This window comes from Candidatus Amarobacter glycogenicus, from assembly GCF_016704105.1.
GTDB lineage: Bacteria > Chloroflexota > Dehalococcoidia > Tepidiformales > Tepidiformaceae > Amarobacter > Amarobacter glycogenicus.
The window spans coordinates 363,856-383,884 of sequence record NZ_JADJAT010000019.1 but is presented as its reverse complement, the minus strand read 5'-3'; the positions used below and the strand labels follow the sequence as shown (position 1 = coordinate 383,884).

The window sequence follows — 20,029 nt, the reverse complement described above, 5'->3', positions numbered from 1 at the left end:
GCTGACCATTCTAACTGGCGAGTCTCCTACCAGTTAGGGCGCGGGACACTCAGATTGCCCGGCCGCGGAGAGCTTCGGACTTCTTTGGGGCAGCCGTCACGAGGTCCAGGAACTCCTGCCAGTATCGGCTGAGCAGGTATTGGCCGGCGAGAGCTCCAGCGACCGCGAACGAGACGATGACCCAGTCGCCGGTGTGCACCTCGGTGAAATCGAAGAATCGGCGCAGGGCCGGTGTGTAGACCGTCAGGAGGAATCCGGCCACGAGGAGACCGCCGAGCAAAGTCGTCATGACGGGACGGGTTAGGCTTCTCCACGACGCTCCGTGGAAGCCCAGCACCTCGACCATGAAGAACAGCCCGGTGATACCCATGGTGAGTGAAACCAGGGTCCTCGCCTCTTCGATCGAACGGTCCAGCAGGCCCTCCGTAAGGAGGTGGACGATAATCGCCGCGGCCGCCAGGGCGAGCGAAGCGGGGAGCGCCCACTGCAGGACGTTGCGGGTGAAGTCCCTCCCGCTGCCTGGCGGAGGGATGCTGATCGAGATGAAGATCGCGGGAATGCCGAGGGTGAGCAACGCTGTCAGCGACCCGTGCCGCGGCAGGAACGGGAAGTCGAGGCCGAGCATGTTCGTCGCCACGATGATCAGGTAGGCGTACATGCTCTTGGCCAGGAAGAGCTTGCTCAGGCGGGCCGCGTTGCCGAGGACCGCGGTGGCCTCCTTCGTTCCCCGGATGAGGGCTTCGAAGGAGTCGTTCAGGAGGACGATCCCGGCGACCGCGCGCGTGGTGGCCGTCCCGGATGCCATCGAGACGGCGACATCGGACGCGCGGAGCGCCTGCACATCGTTCGCTCCGTCGCCCACCATCGCGACGAAGTGGCCGCGCTCCCGCAGTGCCACGACGATCCGCGCCTTGAGCGCCGGCGTGACCCGGCCAAAGACGCTGTTGGCCTCGACCGCTGCCCGGAAGGCTTCGCCCTCGAGTGGCTCGATCTCGGCGCCGGAGACGATGCCGCCGGCAAGGGTGATACCGAGCTGGGCGAGGAGCGCCCGGATCGTCGCGGGATTGTCTCCGCTGATGATCTTCGGTTCGATGCCGAGGCGGTCCATCGTGTCGAACGCGCCTCGAACCTCGCCTCGCAACCGGTCCCCGAGCAGCACCAGAGCGAGCGGCTGAAGGTCGTGCGGGGGGCTCTCGATGGAAGGCAAGCCCGAGGGCGATTCTGCGAACACCACGCCGCGCAGGCCGCTCGTTGCGGCCGCCTCATAGGCGTCGCGAAGTTCAAGCCCACCGTCGCACAGGGGGAGGACGGTCTCCGGTGCACCGAGCACGAAGCTGCGCCGCTGGTTGCCGAGGATGAGCTGGAGCGCACTCCAGCGCCGCTCGGAATTGAAAGGTACCGAACCGGAAGCGCCCGCGCCGTTCGACTGGCGAACAAGCCCCTCGCCGAGCGCGGCGGCGGTCTTGCTTTCGTGCGCAGTAGCCGCCGCAAAGGCAGCGAGCCACCCGGCGTTCCAGTCCTCGCCCGGCATCCAGCGGATTTCGGCGAGCGTCATTTCGTTCGCCGTGATCGTGCCTGTCTTGTCCAGACAGATGACGTCGACGTAGTTCAGCGCCTCAACGGCGTTGATGTCCTGGACAATTGCGCCCGAACGCGAAACGCGCACGGCACCGACCGCGAAGGCGACGGTCATGCCCAGCAGCAGCCCGGTGGGCACCACCGTCGTGACGGTTGCGGTCGTCGCTTTGACCGTCTCGGCGATGCCCTTGTCTTCCATCATGTAGGAAATCATTAAGGCGACCGCGAGTAGCCCCGTGGCCGTGAGCAGCACCCGGAGGATGCGCCGAAAGCGAATCTGAAGCGGCGTCGAGCGTTTCACGAGTTCTCGAGCGTGTGCCGTCAGCTTCACCGCATAGGCTTCGGCGCCGACCTGCTCCGCAGTGTAGTAGCAGTCTCCGGCGGTGCAGAAGCTGCCCGAACGGAGCAGGTCGCCCGGGCCGCGGCTGACTGAGTCCGACTCGCCGGTCAGCAGCGATTCGTCGATCTCGGCGGTTCGGTCCACGATGTGGCCATCGGCGACCACCTGGTCGCCCTTTCGCAGGTGGAGGAGGTCTCCCTGGACGACGTCCTCTGCTGCGATCGCATCTTCGTGGCCATCGCGCACGACCGTCGCCCGCGGTGCGGTCAACGCCCGCAGTTCCCGGAGCGTGCGCGTCGCTTTCAGCTCCTGGAGCGTCGAGACGGCGACGTTCGCCATCACGACGAGACCGACGAACGCACCGTCTTTGAACTCGCCCACCGCCAGGAGGGCGACAATCAGCAACGCCAGAACGAGGTTGAAGAAGGTGACGACGTTCGAACGGACGACGTCGCCGTCCGTCCGGATGGCTGAACCATCCTGGTTGGAAAGCCCGGCGGCAGCACGAGCGATGGCATCCGAGCTGGAAAGACCACGCTGGGGGGGCCGTTCGAGAATCCCGGGCAGTGACTCCTGGGCAACCTGACTCACCGCACTAGCGTGCCGTCCCGAGTCCGAAGGCGAAAGAGAACCGGTGAAGGAGCGGGACATCTTCGCCAATCATGGTGCTTTGTGTTTAACTCCGCGCCATGACCTGGGAACCTGAAGTCCTCGAAATCCAACGCCGCATCGAACTCGCGAAGGAGATGGGCGGCGCCGACAACGTCGTGCGGCAGCACGATGGCGGCAAGCTGACCGTCCGAGAGCGGATAGCCGGCCTTGTCGATCCCGGCACATTCGCCGAGACCGGCGCCCTCGCGGGGAAGGCAGAGTACGACGAACAGGGGAACCTGGCTGCGTTCCGCCCCGCGAACTTTGTCGCCGGATTCGCGAAGATCGACGGCCGCCGAGTCGTGGTCGGGGGTGACGACTTCACCGTCCGTGGTGGGGCTGCCGACGCTTCGATCGGCGGCAAGCAGGTCTATGCGGAGAAGATGGCGCGCGAGCTACGGATGCCGATTATCCGGCTTGTGGATGGCACCGGCGGCGGTGGCTCGGTCCGGACCCAGGGGAACCAGGGGCACACCTACATTCCGGCCAACCCCGGATGGGACACTATCGTCGAGATGATGAGCGAGGTCCCGGTGATCGCCGCCGCCATGGGCAGCGTGGCTGGGCTGGGCGCCGCCCGGGTGGTCACCGCCCACTGGTCGATCATGGTGAAGGATACCTCCCAGGTTTTCGTAGCCGGCCCTCCCGTCGTGGCCGCCGGGATGAACGAAACAGTCACCAAGGAAGACCTCGGCGGCTGGGAAATCCACTACCGCAACGGGGTCGTCGATAACCTCGCAGAAACCGAGGAGGATGCCTTCCGGCAGATCCGACAATTCCTCTCCTACCTCCCCAGCAATGTCTGGGAGCAGCCCGCGCGGGCCGCGCCCACGGATGACCCGAACCGGAGGGAGGAGTCTCTCCTTTCGGCTGTCCCGAAGAACCGCCGGCGCCCCTACAAGGTCCGCCAGATCCTTGGGGCCGTCCTGGATACTGACTCATTCTTCGAGATCGGAGCGGGCTGGGGGCAGTCGCTCGTCGCGGGCTTCGGCCGCCTCGATGGCTTCCCGGTCGGAGTCATCGCCAACGACCCGTACTTCTACGGCGGCGGCCTCACAGCCGACGGGAGCGAGAAGATGGCCCGCTTCATCGACCTCTGCGACACGTTCCACCTGCCCTGTGTGAATTTCCTGGACCAGCCCGGCTTTGTCATCGGGACCTGGGGCGAAAAGGCGGCAACGATTCGCAAAGGTGCGAGCGCGATGACGGCGGTATTCCAGGCGACCGTCCCGTGGGTCACGATCGTCGTCCGCCGGGCGTATGGCGTTGCCGGGGCGGCCCATGCCAACACTGCGAAGTTGAACCTCCGGTATGCCTGGCCGAGCGCCGACTGGGGCAGCCTTCCGCTCGAAGGCGGCATCGAAGCGGCGTTCAAGCGCGACCTCGCCAATTCTCCCGACCCCGATGCCCTTCGCGCCGAGTTGATGGAACGGCTGGGCGCCGTCCGGGCGCCGATCCGCACCGCTCATGCCTTCGGCATCGAGCACATGATCGACCCGCGTGAGACGCGGCCGATCCTGTGCGAATGGGTGCACCAGGCGTATGCGATCGCTGCGCACAGCCTGGGCAAGAAGTCCCGCGGCTTCCGGCCGTGAACGCGACCGTCTCGACAGGCGCCGGCCGGGAACTGCGCCGCGAAATTCCCGCTCAAACTCGCTAGAATCGCCCATCCAACGCCGCTGGAGGCTCCCATGCCCGCCCTTGATGGTGTCAAAGTGCTCGACCTCACCCAGTACGAGGCGGGGACGTCGTCCACGCAGTACCTTGCCTGGTTTGGCGCCGATGTTTACAAGGTGGAACGCCCCGGCGTGGGCGACCCGGGTCGGCATGTTTCCGGAAGCGGCAAGGACTCGTTCTACTTCCTCAGCTTCAACAACAACAAGAAGAGCGTGGCGATCGCGCTCGACACCCCCCAGGGCCGCGACCTTTTCTTGAAGCTGGTCCCGAAGGTGGACGTCGTCGTCGAGAACTTCACCCTCGGCACGATGGAGAAGCTCGGCATCGGTTACGACGTCCTGAAGGAAGTCAACCCGGCGATCATCTACGCGACGATCAAGGGGTTCGGGACGACTGGGCCGTACAGCGAATTCAAGTGCTTCGACATGGTCGCCCAGGCCGCAGGTGGATCGTTCAGCGTGACAGGATTGCCGGATGGCACGCCGATGCGGCCAGGTGCGACTTTCGGCGATACGGGGTCCGGCGTGCACTGTGCGCTCGGCATCCTCGCCGCGTACATCCAACGCCTCAGCACGGGGAAGGGCCAGATGGTCGAGATCGCCATGCAGGAGATCATCGCCAACTTCATGCGCGAGCCGATGTCGCAACGGGAGTGGCGAGGTAACCCCATCACCCGCCGCGGCAACCGAACGGTCGTGCCCACTGACCTTTACCCGTGTGGCGGCGGCGGCCCGAACGACTATCTCTATATCTTCACGGCGACGAGCCGGATGTGGGACGCGCTGACGATCGCCATCGGGCTGCCCGAACTGGGCACGGACCCCCGTTTCCTCACGACCCGCGACCGCCACGCCAACGGCGATGCCCTCTGGGAGATCATCGCCGAATGGACTCGCCAGCGGACGAAGTTCGAAGCGATGGAGACGCTCGCCGCCGCCGGAGTGCCCTGCAGCGCCATCTACGACACGGCCGACATCCTGGATGACCGGCACCTGAAGGCGCGAAACATGATCCGGACCATCCACCACCCCACCGTCGGCGACTTTCAACTGCTTGCACCTCCCGTGCACATGACCGATTCCGAGGTCGACGTGATCCCTGCGCCCCTCCTCGGTGAGCACACCGCCAGTGTCCTCGCGGGTGTGCTCGGGCTTTCGGAAAGCGAGATTAAGGGCCTCGAAGCCGCTGGAATCGTCGGGCTCGAACCGCCGGTGTTCGCCGCGACTCGCTGACCTCCGCTCCCCCACCTGCGGATAGGGCGCGGCTTTGCGATGATCGCCCCGTGGCCGATTCACTTGCCGGCAAACTGCTCCTTGCGAGTCTCCGCATCACGGAACCAACGTTCTTTCGCACGGTTGTCTTCGTGTGTGCGCATGACGCCGAAGGTGCGCTCGGGGTGGTCATCAACCGGCCTCTGAAGGGGGAGGCAGTCGCCCGCCACCTGCCCAGGTTCGAACCGTTCGCGAGCGAACCGGCGGTACTCTTCTCCGGCGGGCCGGTCGAAACGGCTGCAGCCCTCGTGCTTGGCCGTTGGAAACCAATCCTCGACATACCGACGCCGAACCTGATCGTTGGCAGGACCGGCTTGCTCGACCTCTCCAGGCCGATCGAAGAGCTTTCGGGCAGTCTCGCGGAAGTCCGCCTCTACGCCGGTTACGCCGGCTGGACAGGCGGACAGCTGGAAGCCGAGCTTGAGCAGGAGTCGTGGTTCGTCGTCGATGCCATGGAGGACGATATCTTCAGCGCGCGGCCGGAGACCCTCTGGAGGGATGTCCTCCAGCGGCAGCCGGGAAGACTGGCGATGTTCGCGTATGCGCCGAACGACCCCGGAGTGAACTGAAGGGCGGCGGTTGCGGTAGACTCGCCCTCGCTTTCGCATCGGGGGAATCGCCATGGACTACCAGAATGTCATCGTCGACCAGAGGGGGACGGTTACCGTCCTGACGCTGAATCGTCCCGAGCGGCTGAACGCCTGGAACAACGACATGATGTACGAGATGCGCGACGTGGTGGAGCGCGCCAACGCCGACGCGGCGGTCTCGGCAATCGTGTTCACGGGCGCGGGCCGCGCCTATTGTTCCGGCGCGGACATCGGGGGCTGGGCGCAACAGATCCAGGGCGGCGAGGCGCCGAGGGGCTCGGCCACTGCCGGCGAGGACAACTGGCTGGCGTTCCTCCGGCGCATGCCCAAGCCGACGATCGCCGCCGTAAACGGCGTGGCCGTCGGTGTCGGGGTAACCCACATCCTCCCGATGGACATCCGGATCGCCAGCGAAAACGCCCGCTTCGGCTTCTCGTTCGTGAAGATGGCACTCGTGCCGGAACTTGCCAGTTCGTACTTCCTGCCACAGCTTGTCGGCCTCGGACGGGCTCAGGAGTGGTGCCTGACGGCCCGCATGGTCGAAGGGGAGGAAGCGCTTCGCGCCGGCCTGGTCAGTGAGGTAGTCCCGCATGAGCGGCTCATCGCGCGGGCCTGCGAACTCGGTGAGATGATCGGCCAGCACGCTCCCGCGGCCGTCGCCCGGGTGAAGAAGGTGCTGGAGCTGAACGCAACCAATTCCGACGTCCAATCGGTGATGCTCCGCGAAAACGCCCAGAACGCTTACGCCCGGGCGGAGCCGGACCACAAGGAGGCGGTGGCGGCGTTCATGGAGAAGCGGACTCCAGTGTTCCGGCGGTAGGTGCCTCGCCAGCGGCCAGGAAGTAGGAAGGGAAGGCGCGGGCCGCCTCCATGCTTCCCGTTACTCGTGCGGTATCGCTAGCGACCGCGTCCTCGAAGGGCAGCCTGGAGGACATCAGGCCAAGCACGCCGCCGACGCTTGTCTCCACGGTCGCATCCTCGCCCTCTCCGAAAAGCGCTACCTCGGTGCCGGCTTCCCCGCCACGGATCCAGGCAACCGGACTTGCGAATCCCTCGATCCGGAGAGCGATCAGGTGGTTCGGTGTCGGCCCCCCCCGCAGATACGCTCGCAGCACCATAACCAACCATTCGGTCTCGAAGCGTTCGCCGGGCCGTTGCGGGAAGAGGTAGCGCGCTCCCCATCGGAGCAGCTCGAAGAGCGCCGGCTCGAGGGCGCGGCCCGACTCGGTGAGTTCGTAGAGCCGCGCTGGGGTGGGCGGCCCGACGTTCCGCCGGGCAATGACCCCGTGCCGTTCGAGCGACCGGAGCCGCCCGTTCAGGATTCCGGGCGCAACCGGTTTCAGCCGCGCCGAAAGGTCGGAAAAGCGCTTTGGGCCAAGGTAGAGTTCCCGGAGTATCAGCAGCGTCCAGCGTTCGCCGAGAATCTCGGCAGCCCGGGCCAGCGCGCAGAACTGGGCGTACTCGGTCACGAAGAAACTTTAACAGAAAGACCTTGTACTTTTTAAGTAGAAGTCGCACACTCGGACCCCACGCGGCCAGCCGCGAAGTGAGTCGGGAGGATTTCATGGAACCTCGGGCAGCGATCATCCAGTCAGGTTTCGATATTGCACACATGGTCTTCAACGCCGTTGTTGCGGACCTGGAAGACCAGGCGGCGACCTATCGCATCGGCAACGTGCCGTCGGTGGCTGCTATCTTCGCCCACGCGATCTATGGCGAGGACATGATGGTCGGGCAGGCCAACGGAGCGCCGATGCTGCTGGAGAGCGGTGATTGGCGGGAACGGACCGGCATCACCATCGTCTCACCAGGAATGACGCCTGAATGGCTGGCGCTCAAACTGAACGTGGGCGGACTGAAACAGTACGGCGAGGCGGTGTTTGCACGCACCGGTGCGTTCCTCTTGTCGGCGACCGCGGCCGATTTCGACCGGACAGTCCGTTCGCCCATGGGGCAGGACATCACAGTCGGCGCCTTCCTCAACTCCTTCGGCCTCGTCCACATCTCAGAACACGCCGGCGAGATTAGTGCCCTCAAAGGCGCCCAGGGACTGAAGGGCCTCCCGTTCTAGCGGTGTATGACGAACGGCTCGCAGAGCGCATCCGTCAGACGCTGGCCGCCAGCGCTTTCACTGAGCAGAAGATGTTCGGCGGGCTGTGCTTTCTGATTGGCGGGCACATGGCCTGCGGGGTGATGGGCGGCGACTTGCTCGTGAGGACGGGACCCGCGGCCAACCAGGAAGCGTTGGCACGGCCCTTCGCCCGCCCCATGGACTTCACCGGGCGCGTCATGAGGGGTTTCGTCATCGTGGAAGGGGCCGGTCTGAGCGAAACGTCGCTTCCGGACTGGGTCGCTCTCGGCCTCGCCTTCGCAGCCAGTCTTCCGCCCAGGGGGAGCGTGCCTACGGTTCGCGCGCGAAAGGTACGGGTGTCCCCGGCGCAACTTCGACCTCGAAGGCGTTGAGCGTCATGGAGACCAGCACGTAGTAGCCGATGGCAGCCATGATCTCGGCCAGTCCGCGTTCGCCGAAGGCCGCCGTGGCGGATTCGCAGAGCGGGCGGGACAGCCGGTGGTCGATGTGCATCGCCATACAGACGTCGTAGACGAGCACCTGTTCCGGCGTGCCGTTGGGCCGGCGGCCGGCGTAGACATCGTCCATCACGGCCTGAGGAACACCGTACTCGACCGCGCGGGGGGCATGGGAGGCCCACTCTACGTTCGCTTCCCACACGCGTCCCGTGATCGAAATCGCGAGCTCCACCAGGCCCCGGTCGAGCGAGGTGCGTTCCCACAGCATTCCGCCCAGGCCGCGCAGGCGGTGGGACATCTCGGGGTTGAGCAGCCAGGGGTCGAAAGGACCGCCGATGGTGCCGTCCGGCCGGGGTTTGCGCGAGCGGAGGAGGCTTTCATATTCGGTCCGCTGTTCGGCCGTAAAGGTGCCGGGGTCGCGTCGGGTCTGACGAGTCATTTTGCATCTCCAGTGCTGCGGGAAGGCAAAGTGTACCCGCTACGAACTGTTCGACAGGGGCACATTAAGTGTTGCATTGGATTTAGGTTAGCCTAGACTTCCGCCGCATGCCGAAGCACCTCGTCCTTGCCGCCGTCCTCGCCGTTACGTTCGCTGCCTGCGGAGGGGGGACCGCCTCTCCCGGCGGGGGTGGAGGCGGCGGCAACGGTACGAGCGCGGCCGGGACCGCCGGCATGGCGGCCGCGTTCGCCACGGAAGTGACCAGGATCAGGGACTGCTACCAAGGACAGGTGGACGGGAAGGGCGATTGTGGCGCGAACCTCCTTCAGGATCCTGTCACCCGCCTCTGTAGCGACGTGCGGACGGGCCGCGAAAACGTCCAGTATCCCGGCGCCGACTACACGAAGTTCACGCCGACGTGCGACAACTGGGCATCCGTGTTGGGGGTTGATGCTGCAGGGAAAGTGTCGCTCCTCGCGAAGATGGCCACGGAGCTCGAGGCGCTGAAGTAGCGTCGAGGCAGTCCGCTCGATCCCTCGCCGCCGAAAACCCTACCTGAGCCGAGCGAGCACCGGTCTCCGGCCGAAGCCCATCGCGCTCGCCCTTGCCGGAGGGATCGGTCCGGCGGCTTCGAACCGGTCGAACCGCTGGAGGAGGGTGTTCAGGGCGATCCGCGCCTCGAGCCGGGCCAGGTTGGCGCCAAGGCAGAAGTGCAGCCCCCATCCGAACCCGAGGTGAGGGTTTGGTTCGCGCGTGAGGTCGATCCGCTGGGGCCGTGCGAACACCGTGTCATCGTGGTTGGCGGATACGATCGCGAGGAAAACGTTCTGCCCTTGCCGCAGCGGCTGCCCGCCTCGCTCATGGTCGCGAGCGACTTTTCGCGGCATGCTCCGGGCAGGCCCGCAAACGCGCATAAACTCCTCGACCGCGGACGGTGTTGCCTCCGGGTGCGCGCGCATCCACTCAACGAGCTCGGGCCGTTCGAGAAGGAGGCAGAGAGCGTTCGTCAGCAGCGTCGTGGTGGTCTCGTGTCCGCCGAACAGGATGAGGGTGCACGCGCCGACGAGTTCCATCTCCGAGAGTCCGCCGATAGGCGAGTGGACGATCGCCGAAAGGACGCTGGAGGTCGGTGCACGGCGCTCGCGTTCGATGAGCTGGCCGAAGTAAGCGACGAACTCCGCCACGGCCCGGTTCACTGGACCTTCCGCGATCTTGCCGGGCTCCATCGCGAAGACCAGCCGCCCAATGTCGTCGGACCAGCCCTGGAAGCGATGCCGATCCTCAGGGTCGGCCCCAAGAATGGAGGCGATTGCCGTGGCCGGGATGGGATGGGCGAATGCTGCGTTCAGGTCGACGACGGGGCCATCGAACCTGTCGATCGCGTCGTCGACGATGCCCTGGACCTGGTCCTCCATCGCGGAGACGGCCCTGGGCGTGAAGGCGCCCTTCACGGGTTCGCGCAGGACGGAATGGGCCGGTGGGTCGCGGAAGTTCATCCAGGCGCTGAGCAACTCGATCGCCCGGCCAAAGGCTTCGGAGCGGCCCTCTGCCGCCCGCGCAAAGGCGCCCGTGCGTTCGGCGGAGAGGCGCTCGCTATCGCGGAACCCGGCCTCGACTTCGGCGTGGGAGAGGATCAGCCAGCCACGCTGGGAGTCGCTCCACTGCACCGGACCGTCCTGGAGGGCGCGGCCGAAGTAGGCCGCCGGCTCGCGGATGGCTGCGTCGCATGCGAGGTCGGGCCCCATGGCGCGCAGGGTACATCAGACGGCCGGGCGTTGGTCAGGCGGTATGGCCACGGAGCGAGGCACTCTCGCGGTGCAGGTGGGTGAGCACCTCGCGATACGAAGTGAACAGGCCCGTGGAATGGTAGCTGATGCCTCGTTCCTTGCAGAACCGCTCGATCAGCGGCTGGGCCTTCCTCAGGTTGCAGCGAGGCATCGTCGGAAAGAGGTGGTGTTCGATCTGGTAGTTCAGCCCGCCGTACCAGAAGTCCGTCAGCGGGTGTCCCGAGACGTTTCGGGACGTGAGCACCTGTTCGCGAAGGAAGTCCATGCGCTGGCCCTCATGGGTCAACGGCATCCCCTTGTGGTTCGAGGCGAAGACCGAGCTGTTATAGAGCCCGAACGTGCCCTGGTGGATGAGCGCGAAAACGAGCGCCATCGGCCAGCCGATGAAGTAGAGAAGGACGCCGTAGGCGGCGAAGTGGGCGAAGAGCAGGGCGGCCTGGAGCCACGGCTTTTCGGCCTTCGGGTCGAAAAGGTGCTGCCAGCTGATGATGCGCATGTTCGCTGCCTGGAAAGGGAGCAGGAACAACAGGACGAAGGCCTGAATTGCGATGACCGGGTGCAACCACTTGCGTCGCGACTGAATCTGCTCGGACGAGAAGACGATCATGGGGAATTGGATGTCCGGGTCCAGGTCAATGTGGTTGGGTGTTGCGTGGTGCTGGTTGTGCTTGTCGTTCCACCACGAATGGCTGACTCCGAGGAGGACATTACCGAAGAACGCGCGGGCGATGCGGTTCGTCCGGCGGCCTCGATATCCCTGGCGGTGGCCGATGTCGTGGGCGAGGAGCGCGATCTGCGTGAACGCGAAGCCCATGAACGCCGCGTCCAGGAGGAGCACCCACCAGACGGAAGAAAGCACGGCGATGGCGGCCGAGGCGCCCAGCGTGGCCAGGGCGAGCGCCGTCTTCAGCCAGTAATAGGAGGATCGAGACTCAAGCAGCCCGGCGGCCTTGATCTGCTGCTTGAGGATGGCGTAGTCGTTCGTTTCCGATGGGCGGGCGCGCGGGGGCGCTTCTGTGGCCAGTGCGGACATCTGTCGGACCCTCCATTCAGGAGGCCGTGCCTCATGAAACAGTCGAATAGTTCGCTGTGGTACGGATCACCGTATCATCCCGGGCCCCCACGGGCATGTAGGGGAACATACCCGGTATTGCGCCTCAGGCCGACGCGGTCTCTCCCTCGGCCGGGCTCGCAGCGGCGGCGCCGGTCCTGGCTCCAAGTTCGCGGTCCAAGAAGAGCAGGCCTGTACGGTCGTCGCCCACCATCTTCAGTCGGTCCAGGATGGTTGAAACGGTGGACTCTTCTTCCACCTGCTCGTTCACGAACCACTGAAGGAGGGGGAGGCTGGCGTAGTCGTGGTTGTCGAGCGCCTTGCTGTAGAGGTCATGGATGGCTTTGGTCACGCGTTGCTCGTGGTGCAGGGCGACCTCGAAGCTTGCCACCACCGTGTCGGGCGTAGGTGCGGGGGCGGAGATTGCTTTCAGCTCGAGTTTCGCCCCCCGGTCAAGGACGAACTGGATGAACTTCATCGCGTGTCCGTGTTCTTCACCCGATTGCAGGCGCATCCATGACGCCATCCCCGGGAGGCTGCGCAGCTCGAAGTCGGCCCCCATCTGGAGGTACGCGAACGAAGATTCGAATTCGAGCTGGATCTGGTCGTTGTAGGCGCTGGTCAGTTCGGGCGAGAGTTGCATGGGCTCCGGCTCCTGCTGTTGTCTCAGGTTGGCTGCCAGTGTACCTGCATCCGGTGTTCGCGACGTGCATAGAATGTCTTCCGATGGCCGGTTATTCGGAGACTCCGCTGGCGAAGAAGCTCGGGATCAAGGAAGGAAGCCGGGTCGCGGTGGTAGGCGAGCGAAACGGGTTCGCCGGCATGCTGGGAGCACTACCGCCAGGCGCGCGGTTCGTCGCGCCGGACGATGTCGCACTGGATGTGGTGGTGTGCTTCGTCACCGAAGCACAGGAGGTGGAGGAGCGATTCCTGGAAATGAAGCCCCGCCTGGCGTGGACAGGCGGCCTCTGGATGGGCTGGCCGAAACGGGGTTCTGGCATCGCCAGCACAGTCTCGGAGAACACGATCCGTGAGCTCGGGCTGGCGGCGGGACTCGTCGACAACAAGGTGTGCGCGATCGACGAACAATGGTCCGGGCTGCGGTTCGTCTGGCGGCTGGCGGACCGGCCGAAAAAGACGAAAACGGGGAGGGGGGCGGCGTGAGCATCCGGATCTGCATGACGGGCAGCAGCGAACGGGGAGTTACTGCGTACCTGGATGCGCTCAAGGTGTGTGCGGCCGACCTCGAGGTCTCCCTGTTGCTCCCGGGACAGGCGGCGGGCGAGTTGGAGGCTGCCATGGCGGCAGCTCGTGGGCTCCTTGTCACCGGCGGCGTGGATATTCACCCGCGGGAGTACGGCCGAGATCCCGCAGGGACTGAAATGGAGACTGTTCAGCCGGAACGGGATGCGTTGGAGCGGAGGGCGCTTCGCCATGCAGACTCCCGTGAAATCCCGATCCTGGCGATCTGCCGGGGCATGCAGATGCTGGCCGTGCACTGCGGCGGCGGCCTGCTCCAGGACATCGGCCAGTTGCACCGTGATGGCCGGCTCCAGGAGGAGAAGTGGCGCCCCTTCCACGCAGTCGAAGTCGATCCGGCTTCGCGACTGGCGCGGGTGCTCGGCGCTTCCCGCGTCGAGGTCAACTCGCGGCACCACCAGGCGATAGACCCGTCCCGTATCGGCTCGGGGCTCAGCGTGACGGCCCGGAGTCCCCTGGATGCCACCATCGAGGGAGTGGAAGCTCCGGGAGAGCGCTTCGTCATCGGGGTGCAGTGGCACCCGGAGAACATGGCGCTGGGGCCGGAAGCGACCCCCGAGCGGGCGCAGGCGCGCGCGTTGTTCGCAGCGTTCGCGGAGGCCGCGAACTCTGTTAGAGGTTGAGCTTCATTCCTTCATGGCTCTTCACGAACCCAAGACGTTCGTAGAAGCGGTGGGCGTCGCTTCTCGCCTTGTTGCTGGTGAGCTGCAACCGCCGGCAGCCGAGGCGCCTTGCGTCCTCGGTCGCCCAGGCCATCATCGCTCCGCCGATGCCCTGGCCGCGAACGGCTTCCATCACGTGCACACTCTCGACTTCAGCGGTCGGTCTCGCGCGGTTGGAGAGGTTGGGAAGTATGTGGAATTGGAACGTCCCGACGACGTGCCCGTCGAGCTCGGCGACAAGCACCTTGGCCTCCGGATACCGGCTGAATTCGCGGAAAGCCTGGTAGTAGGCCTCCGGAAGCGGCGGGCCGAGTTCTTCGGCGCCCTGCCCGCCGAGTGCTCCGAGGTGGATGAGAGCAATGATGCCCGGAAGGTCGGCCTCGGCCGCGCGGCGTATGCGTAGCGTCATAGCGGCAGATGGTACGCTTCATGCAGCACGGCCGGACGTCGCGGCCAGCCGTACATCGAGCAGGCAATTCGCGCCAGGATACGCGGCGAGGTGCTGCCATGAGTTTCCAGGAAGGTTCCGAAGTCGACCCCGGCCGGCGGGTCTTCGTCAGCTACATCGATAAGTCGCGGGAGTACTATCTCGCGCAGGGCTACGGCAACCCGTATCGCTGGGCCTGGAACAGCCAGGTCCCGTTCGAGCCGTTGGCAAAGCCGCTCGCCGAGTGCCGCGTGGGACTGGTGACGACGTCGGTTATCGACGTTGGTCAGGAGGCCGTCGACTTTGCGTCGAGCCCACCGAAATCCTCCTACGCCTACCCATCGGACCCTATGCCCGAGCGCCTCTTCACGATGAACCTGCCATGGGACAAAGAGGCGACCAACACCGACGACCTCGGATCGTTCTTCCAGCTCCGCGCGCTTCGTGAGTTCCAAGCCGAGGGCCGGGTGGGAAGCGTTTCCAGTCGCTTTTACGGCGTCCCGACCGAGTACAGCCAGCGTAAGACGAACACGGTCGACGCGCCGGAGGTCCTTCGGTTCTGCCGGGAGGATGGAGTCGACGTGGCCCTCCTCGCCGGCCTCTGACCGGTCTGCCATCAGTCCGTGAGTCTCACGGCACGGCACCTGGAAGAGAACGGCATCCCGACGGTGGTCTTCGGGGCAGCGCGCGACATCGTCGAACAGGCCGGAGTGCCTCGATTCGTCTTCACCGACTTCCCCCTCGGGAACCCCTGCGGCGCCCCATTTGACCGGGAAATGCAGCGGACGATCCTTGGGATCGGCCTTGACCTCCTCGAATCAGCACGATACCCCGCGTCGACCGTGAAGACCCCGTTTGCTTGGCCGAACGCCGCCTGGCGGGCGAACTACATGCGCGTCGACGAGACGGCACTCGAAGACTTGCGAAAAGCCGGCGAGGAGCGCAAGGCGCGCCAGGCGGCGCGCAAAGCGCAGTTCGGGGGATAGCGGCACCGCCAGCGGCCGCCGGGCTAGTTCTTCCGCACTCCCAGCGCGACCTTCGTTCCTTCCAGGTCCGCTTCGGCCTGTGAAGCCTCGGCAGGTGCTGGGCCCTGGATCAGTTCGGTCGAGAGTGTCTCCCCCCGGATGTAGTCGCCGTGGGAGGCAAGGACTCGCGCGACATCGCCGGGGCCGGAGACCCAGGTCGTTATCCGGTCGGCCAGTTCGAAGCCCGCTTCACGTCGCATGTCCTGGATGCGGCGGACGAGCTCGCGGGCGAGGCCTTCGTCGGCCAGTTCGGGAGTGATGGTCGTAGTTACTGCGACGGTGTAACCCGCATCCTGAGCGGCCGCGAAGCCGGGCGAGTCTTGCGCCTGGAGAAGGATGTCCTCGGGTTCGAGAGTCTTGCCGGCGACGGCAATGCTTGACCCCCGGCGAACCGCCTCCGCCACTTCGGCCGGGGGCAACACCGCGAGCCCAGCGCGGATAGCAGCGACCTCGGAGCCGTACTTCTTGCCCAGCACCGGTAGGTTCGGCTTGACGTCGTACGAAACGACCACGGTTTCGTCATCGACGAGCCGGACAGACTTCGCGTTCAGCTCTTCGAGCACGAGGTTGAGGTTCTTCCGAAGGGCACCGGCTTCTTCGGGCGAGCGGGGCTTCACCAGGACCTCCGCCACTGGCTGCCGAACCTTGATCTGCGCTTTCGCCCGCGCGGCACGGCCGAGCGAACAAACGCGCTTCACGAGCTGGGTCTCGGCGTTGAGCGATTCATCGATGAGCGTCGGGTCAGCCCCTGGCCACATCGCCAGGTGGACGCTTACTGGCGCAGCCGGGTCCTGCGAAACGACGAGGTTCCGGTAGAGCTCTTCCGCGACGAACGGCGTGAACGGCGCGATGAGCTTCGAAACCGTAACGAGGGCCATGTAGAGCGTGTCGTAGGCGCTCTGTTTGTCGTCATCGCCTTCGCTGGCACCCCGCCAGAAACGCCGGCGGCTGCGCCGCACATACCAGTTCGAAAGGTCGTCGACGAACGTCTCGATTGCCCGTGCCGCATCTGTCGGATCGAAGCCTTCCAGTTCGTCCGTGACTTTGACGACGAGCGCGTTCAGCTCGCTCAGCAGCCAGCGGTCGATCTCGGGCCTCTTTCCCTTGAACTCCGTACCCGGCTTGTAGCCGTCGATGTTGGCGTAGCTGACGAAGAAGGAGTAGGTGTTCCAGAGGGTGAGGAGAAAGCGGCGAAGGCCCTCTTCGACGAGAGCCTGGCTGAAGCGCCGGGAAGAGCCGGCCGGGCTGGCGGTATACATGTACCAGCGAGTCGCGTCGGCCCCCAGCGCATCGAGTACCGCGAACGGGTCGACCGTATTGCCGCGGCTCTTCGACATCTTGTTGCCTTTTTCGTCGTTGATGTGGCCGAGGCAGATGACGTTCTTGTAGCTGATGCTCTCCGGGATCGCTTCGCTCGCCTTGAGCATCGTCGCTTCGGCATGGAGCGTGTAGAACCAGCCGCGCGTCTGGTCGATCGCTTCGCAGATGAAGTCCGCGGGGAAATGCTTGAGGAACTCGTCTTCGTTCTCGAAGGGGTAGTGCCACTGGGCGTAAGGCATCGCACCACTGTCGTACCAGGCGTCGGCCACCTCGGGGACGCGACGGGCATCCCCGCCGCACTTCTCGCAGCGCAGCACTATCTCGTCGATGAAGGGGCGATGGTAGTCGTCCATGGCCGCGGCTTTCGCCTGGTCCTTCGCGTGTTCGATGATCTCCGCCTTCGAACCGCAGCACATCGGATGAGCACAGTCGGCGCACTTCCAGAAGGGCAACGGGGTGCCCCAGTAGCGCTCCCGGCTGACGGCCCAGTCGATGTTGTTCTCGAGCCAATTGCCGAAGCGGCCGGACTTGATGTGTTCGGGGTACCAGTTGATGCGGCTGTTGCCCTCGAGCAGCGACTCCTTCTGCTTCGTGGTGCGGATGTACCAGCTCGGTTTGGCGTAGTAGAGGAGCGGTGTCGTGCAGCGCCAGCAGAAGGGGTAGGTGTGCTTGATCGTGCTCTTCTTGAGCATAAGACCGCGCTCTTCGAGGTCGCGTTCGACGTCCCGGTCCGCCTGTTTGGCGAACTTGCCGGCGCCCGGGAGACCTTCGGCCATGATGCCGCGAAGGTCCACCGGCTGCATGAACAGCAGGCCGAAGTGCTTCCCTTCGGCGAAGTCCTCGGCGCCGAACGCAGGAGCAATGTGGACGATGCCGGAGCCGTCTTCGAGCGAGACATAGTCCGCGGCGACGACCTTCCGTCGGCCGTCGGTCTCGGGGGCGCCGGGCGTGCCGCTCTTCGTCATCTGGAGACGGCCGTCGCCGTCGAACCAGCCGAACTCGTGGCCCAACAGCTCGGGCCGGTAGAGCGGCTCGTATTCGAGGCCGATGAGCATCGCCGCTGGGAGGGTCATGAGGGGCGTGGCGTCCTCGCCGAGGACACGCGGGGCAAGCGACTGCGCCATCACCAGGACTTCGTCGCCGACGCGGTAGGCGCCGTATTCGGCGTCTTCCTTCACCGCGAGGGCAGTGTTGCCCGGGAGCGTCCACGGAGTCGTCGTCCAGGCGACGAGGTGGAGCTTGTTGCCGAAGGCCATGCCTCTTGGGTGGCCGCGCTTGAAGAGCGACTCATCCGGCACCCGGAACTTCACGAAGACGCTGGGGTCCGGGGTGTCGTCCTGGTAGCCGAGGCTCACCTCGTGGTCGCTCAGGCTGGTCCCGCAGCGTGGGCAGTGGGGCGTTACCCGGTAGTCCTGGTAGACCAGCCCGTGATCCCACATCTGCTTAAAGATCCACCAACAAGTCTCGATGTAGTCGTTGCTGTAGGTCACGTACGGGTTTTCGTAGTCGGCCCAGAACGCGATCCGCTCGCTCAGGCGCGTCCACTCCTCGACGTAGCGGGAGACTGATTCCTTGCATTTCGCGTTGAAGGCGGCGATCCCGTACTGCTCGATCTCCGGTTTGGACTTCAGGCCCAGTTCCTTCTCAACTTCGAGCTCGACGGGCAAGCCGTGCGTATCCCAGCCGCCCTTTCGGGGCACGCGGAAGCCCTGCATCGTCTTGTAACGGGGGACGAGATCCTTGAAGACGCGCGAAAGCACATGGTGGATGCCGGGCCGCGCGTTCGCCGTCGGGGGGCCCTCGTAAAAGATGAACATCTTGTCTTCGGGACGCTCGTCGATGCTCCGGCGAAAAATAGCGTTCTGTTGCCAGAATGCCAGGACCTCCTGTTCGAGATTCGGGAAACTGACTTTCGATTCGACCGGTTTGAACATGGGAGATCCTGCTTTCGCGGCGATGGATGCGCCCGCGGCACCGCCGGCGGTCGTACCCTCTGGTGAGATGCATCCCGGCGAGAACGAGAGCCAACAAAAAGCGCCCGTCCCTCAACCAGGGACGAGCGCCGAGGCCCGCGGTACCACCCTGCTTTCCTTCCGAAGAAGGACACTCGTGGGGCGCAAATACGCCCTTGCCCCTGCTAACGGTGGGCTTCCGTCCGGGTCTAATTGGAGTCGTCGACCCCGTTCGGCCGGAGGCTCGGGAGGGATGTTCGCGCCGGTGTGCCGTGCCCCCTCGCACCAAACGGGGCTCGCTGGACGGACGTTTCGGCGGTACTCGTCTCCGTCGTTGCTGCTACCCGCCAGTGAATCAGTGTGCGAGGCTGGCTGTCAATGATGAGCCGCCATCACCATTCCGCGAGGGTGTTCCTGCGAGGCCGCGTCTTGCCGTCCATCCTGGGGTTGGCCGGGCTCCTCGCAGTGGCTTGCGGCGGCGGGGACGAAATCGAACTCATCCCTCCGCCCGGTTCGCCGACCGCCCGGCCGGCGGCGACCGCCACGGCCGAACCACTCGCAGCACCGACCGAACTTCGGGTCGCCTACATCAACCTCATGAGCCCCCTCGCCCTCGACGCAACCAACACGACGCCCTCCGATACGTTCGAACAGCGGCTCTGGATCGTCATCGAGGAGTTGAAGGCGTTCAAACCGGACCTGCTCGCCTTCAGCGAGGTGACCGACACCAAGGCACACGGCAAGGTCGCATCGGTGCTGGCCCGGGAACTGAAGATGGAGCCGCTGTACGTCCGCGCCAAGCCCTGGTTCGCGGGGACGACCCAGGAACAGAGCGATGCCATCGTGAAAAGCGCGGGCTTCGAAGAGGGGGAGCTCATCCTGGTGAACGGGACCCGGTTCCCCAACAGTGAGGGTGAGCGGAAGTGGTTGAACCCGCGCACTTCAGAGGGGGAAGTCGCGGCTGCACTCTGGATGCGCCTGAAGGGCCCCGAGCCGGTGGGCGTCATCGACGTCTTCGTTTCGCACCTCACCGGCACTGATGCGCGGGTCCGCACTCAGCAGGCCGCTGATTTGGCAGCGTTCATCACTTCCAAGCGTGGGACGGGGCCCGTGATCGTCCTCGGCGACCTGGGAGACCCTCCGGGTTCAGCCACCGAGAAAGCACTCCTCGACGCCGGGCTGCACGATCTCCTTGCGAACTCGACCATCGGGACCTGCTGCCGGGAGTCAGTCGTGAGCGAACAACCCCAACTGACTGTCCGCCACGACTACATCTTCAGCTCCGGCTGGAGGACGTCCGAACTCGCCGTCTTCGGCGACCAGCCGAAGACACTCCCGGATGGGACGGTGGTCTACGCGAGCGACCACAACGGCATCAGGGCGGCATTTCCCATCCTCGCGAGCTACCTCCCCTGACTTTCGGCGGTCCGTTCACACGCTTATCTTGACCGGCCCCGTATGCTGCGCACG

At 65.2% G+C, this 20,029-nt stretch carries 20 protein-coding genes; 12 read left to right on the top strand and 8 right to left on the bottom strand.

What is annotated here, in order from left to right; translation table 11 throughout:
- Positions 1-49: 49 nt before the first annotated feature.
- The gene (locus IPG14_RS13185; RefSeq protein WP_343386010.1) at positions 50-2,509 is read right to left on the bottom strand and encodes an HAD-IC family P-type ATPase; all 2,460 of its coding nucleotides are present in this window, start codon (positions 2,507-2,509) and stop codon (positions 50-52) included.
- Between the two features lie 98 nt (positions 2,510-2,607).
- On the opposite strand from IPG14_RS13185, the gene IPG14_RS13180 reads away from it, so the two are divergent.
- The 4 genes from IPG14_RS13180 (at position 2,608) to IPG14_RS13165 (ending at position 6,927) form a co-directional block, all read left to right on the top strand.
- Entirely contained in the window at positions 2,608-4,164 is a 1,557-nt protein-coding gene (locus tag IPG14_RS13180) for a carboxyl transferase domain-containing protein (RefSeq protein ID WP_343392120.1), read from the top strand.
- Between the two features lie 96 nt (positions 4,165-4,260).
- Positions 4,261-5,478 (top strand): CoA transferase, encoded by a 1,218-nt coding sequence (locus IPG14_RS13175; protein WP_343386008.1) that lies wholly within the window; start codon positions 4,261-4,263, stop codon positions 5,476-5,478.
- Between the two features lie 50 nt (positions 5,479-5,528).
- On the top strand, positions 5,529-6,086 hold the full coding sequence (locus tag IPG14_RS13170) for a YqgE/AlgH family protein (RefSeq protein ID WP_343392119.1): 558 nt from the start codon (positions 5,529-5,531) through the stop codon (positions 6,084-6,086).
- Positions 6,087-6,138: 52 nt separating this feature from the next.
- The gene (locus IPG14_RS13165; RefSeq protein ID WP_343392118.1) at positions 6,139-6,927 is read left to right on the top strand and encodes an enoyl-CoA hydratase-related protein; all 789 of its coding nucleotides are present in this window, start codon (positions 6,139-6,141) and stop codon (positions 6,925-6,927) included.
- Here the strand turns inward: IPG14_RS13165 and IPG14_RS13160 are convergent.
- Positions 6,893-7,576 (bottom strand): helix-turn-helix domain-containing protein, encoded by a 684-nt coding sequence (locus IPG14_RS13160; protein ID WP_343392117.1) that lies wholly within the window; start codon positions 7,574-7,576, stop codon positions 6,893-6,895. The genes IPG14_RS13165 and IPG14_RS13160 overlap by 35 nt on opposite strands.
- Positions 7,577-7,671: 95 nt before the next feature.
- Here IPG14_RS13160 and IPG14_RS13155 point away from each other — a divergent pair, with 95 nt between their 5' ends.
- Positions 7,672-8,178: a DinB family protein gene (locus tag IPG14_RS13155; RefSeq protein ID WP_343392116.1), complete on the top strand. Its 507-nt coding sequence runs from the start codon at positions 7,672-7,674 to the stop codon at positions 8,176-8,178.
- 71 nt (positions 8,179-8,249) lie between these two features.
- Positions 8,250-8,570, top strand: a complete 321-nt coding sequence (locus IPG14_RS13150; RefSeq protein WP_343386455.1) for a TfoX/Sxy family protein — start codon at positions 8,250-8,252, stop codon at positions 8,568-8,570.
- On the opposite strand, the gene IPG14_RS13145 is transcribed toward IPG14_RS13150, so the two are convergent.
- Complete coding sequence (locus IPG14_RS13145) at positions 8,509-9,075, bottom strand: carboxymuconolactone decarboxylase family protein (RefSeq protein WP_343392115.1); 567 nt, start codon at positions 9,073-9,075, stop codon at positions 8,509-8,511. The genes IPG14_RS13150 and IPG14_RS13145 overlap by 62 nt on opposite strands.
- A 107-nt stretch (positions 9,076-9,182) precedes the next feature.
- Between IPG14_RS13145 and IPG14_RS13140 the strand changes: the two genes are divergently transcribed.
- Positions 9,183-9,587 (top strand): hypothetical protein, encoded by a 405-nt coding sequence (locus tag IPG14_RS13140; protein WP_343386002.1) that lies wholly within the window; start codon positions 9,183-9,185, stop codon positions 9,585-9,587.
- Positions 9,588-9,626: 39 nt separating this feature from the next.
- Here IPG14_RS13140 and IPG14_RS13135 read toward each other — a convergent pair whose 3' ends face one another.
- The 3 genes from IPG14_RS13135 to IPG14_RS13125 form a co-directional block, all read right to left on the bottom strand.
- The gene (locus IPG14_RS13135) at positions 9,627-10,820 is read right to left on the bottom strand and encodes a cytochrome P450 (RefSeq protein ID WP_343392114.1); all 1,194 of its coding nucleotides are present in this window, start codon (positions 10,818-10,820) and stop codon (positions 9,627-9,629) included.
- Between the two features lie 34 nt (positions 10,821-10,854).
- Positions 10,855-11,895 (bottom strand): acyl-CoA desaturase, encoded by a 1,041-nt coding sequence (locus tag IPG14_RS13130; protein WP_343392113.1) that lies wholly within the window; start codon positions 11,893-11,895, stop codon positions 10,855-10,857.
- A gap of 124 nt (positions 11,896-12,019) precedes the next feature.
- Entirely contained in the window at positions 12,020-12,556 is a 537-nt protein-coding gene (locus tag IPG14_RS13125; protein WP_343385999.1) for a ferritin, read from the bottom strand.
- Positions 12,557-12,639: 83 nt separating this feature from the next.
- On the opposite strand from IPG14_RS13125, the gene IPG14_RS13120 reads away from it, so the two are divergent.
- Positions 12,640-13,077 (top strand): DUF3052 domain-containing protein, encoded by a 438-nt coding sequence (locus IPG14_RS13120; protein WP_343385998.1) that lies wholly within the window; start codon positions 12,640-12,642, stop codon positions 13,075-13,077.
- The gene (locus IPG14_RS13115; RefSeq protein ID WP_343387511.1) at positions 13,074-13,796 is read left to right on the top strand and encodes a gamma-glutamyl-gamma-aminobutyrate hydrolase family protein; all 723 of its coding nucleotides are present in this window, start codon (positions 13,074-13,076) and stop codon (positions 13,794-13,796) included. Before IPG14_RS13120 ends, IPG14_RS13115 begins: the two co-directional genes overlap by 4 nt.
- On the opposite strand, the gene IPG14_RS13110 is transcribed toward IPG14_RS13115, so the two are convergent.
- Positions 13,786-14,244, bottom strand: a complete 459-nt coding sequence (locus IPG14_RS13110; protein WP_343392112.1) for a GNAT family N-acetyltransferase — start codon at positions 14,242-14,244, stop codon at positions 13,786-13,788. The genes IPG14_RS13115 and IPG14_RS13110 overlap by 11 nt on opposite strands.
- A gap of 98 nt (positions 14,245-14,342) precedes the next feature.
- On the opposite strand from IPG14_RS13110, the gene IPG14_RS13105 reads away from it, so the two are divergent.
- Together IPG14_RS13105 and IPG14_RS13100 are read left to right on the top strand one after the other, a co-directional pair.
- Positions 14,343-14,867, top strand: a complete 525-nt coding sequence (locus IPG14_RS13105; protein ID WP_343385995.1) for a hypothetical protein — start codon at positions 14,343-14,345, stop codon at positions 14,865-14,867.
- Positions 14,868-14,885: 18 nt separating this feature from the next.
- Positions 14,886-15,248: a hypothetical protein gene (locus IPG14_RS13100; RefSeq protein ID WP_343387513.1), complete on the top strand. Its 363-nt coding sequence runs from the start codon at positions 14,886-14,888 to the stop codon at positions 15,246-15,248.
- Positions 15,249-15,271: 23 nt separating this feature from the next.
- Here the strand turns inward: IPG14_RS13100 and ileS are convergent, their stop codons facing one another.
- Positions 15,272-18,541: an isoleucine--tRNA ligase gene (gene ileS / locus IPG14_RS13095; protein WP_343392111.1), complete on the bottom strand. Its 3,270-nt coding sequence runs from the start codon at positions 18,539-18,541 to the stop codon at positions 15,272-15,274.
- A gap of 426 nt (positions 18,542-18,967) precedes the next feature.
- Here ileS and IPG14_RS13090 point away from each other — a divergent pair, with 426 nt between their 5' ends.
- A complete protein-coding gene (locus IPG14_RS13090) occupies positions 18,968-19,975 on the top strand; it encodes an endonuclease/exonuclease/phosphatase family protein (RefSeq protein ID WP_343392110.1) in 1,008 nt (335 codons plus the stop codon).
- Positions 19,976-20,029: the final 54 nt, after the last annotated feature.

Excerpts from the sequence above, each read along its gene's own strand:
- IPG14_RS13180 (WP_343392120.1), top strand. The coding sequence starts at position 2,608 with ATGACCTGGGAACCTGAAGTCCTCGAAATCCAACGCCGCATCGAACTC.
- IPG14_RS13175 (WP_343386008.1), top strand. The coding sequence starts at position 4,261 with ATGCCCGCCCTTGATGGTGTCAAAGTGCTCGACCTCACCCAGTACGAG.
- IPG14_RS13165 (WP_343392118.1), top strand. The coding sequence starts at position 6,139 with ATGGACTACCAGAATGTCATCGTCGACCAGAGGGGGACGGTTACCGTC.
- IPG14_RS13155 (WP_343392116.1), top strand. The coding sequence starts at position 7,672 with ATGGAACCTCGGGCAGCGATCATCCAGTCAGGTTTCGATATTGCACAC.
- IPG14_RS13150 (WP_343386455.1), top strand. The coding sequence starts at position 8,250 with ATGTTCGGCGGGCTGTGCTTTCTGATTGGCGGGCACATGGCCTGCGGG.
- IPG14_RS13145 (WP_343392115.1), bottom strand. The coding sequence starts at position 9,075 with ATGACTCGTCAGACCCGACGCGACCCCGGCACCTTTACGGCCGAACAG.
- IPG14_RS13140 (WP_343386002.1), top strand. The coding sequence starts at position 9,183 with ATGCCGAAGCACCTCGTCCTTGCCGCCGTCCTCGCCGTTACGTTCGCT.
- IPG14_RS13135 (WP_343392114.1), bottom strand. The coding sequence starts at position 10,820 with ATGGGGCCCGACCTCGCATGCGACGCAGCCATCCGCGAGCCGGCGGCC.
- IPG14_RS13130 (WP_343392113.1), bottom strand. The coding sequence starts at position 11,895 with ATGTCCGCACTGGCCACAGAAGCGCCCCCGCGCGCCCGCCCATCGGAA.
- IPG14_RS13125 (WP_343385999.1), bottom strand. The coding sequence starts at position 12,556 with ATGCAACTCTCGCCCGAACTGACCAGCGCCTACAACGACCAGATCCAG.
- IPG14_RS13120 (WP_343385998.1), top strand. The coding sequence starts at position 12,640 with ATGGCCGGTTATTCGGAGACTCCGCTGGCGAAGAAGCTCGGGATCAAG.
- IPG14_RS13110 (WP_343392112.1), bottom strand. The coding sequence starts at position 14,244 with ATGACGCTACGCATACGCCGCGCGGCCGAGGCCGACCTTCCGGGCATC.
- IPG14_RS13105 (WP_343385995.1), top strand. The coding sequence starts at position 14,343 with ATGAGTTTCCAGGAAGGTTCCGAAGTCGACCCCGGCCGGCGGGTCTTC.
- ileS (WP_343392111.1), bottom strand. The coding sequence starts at position 18,541 with ATGTTCAAACCGGTCGAATCGAAAGTCAGTTTCCCGAATCTCGAACAG.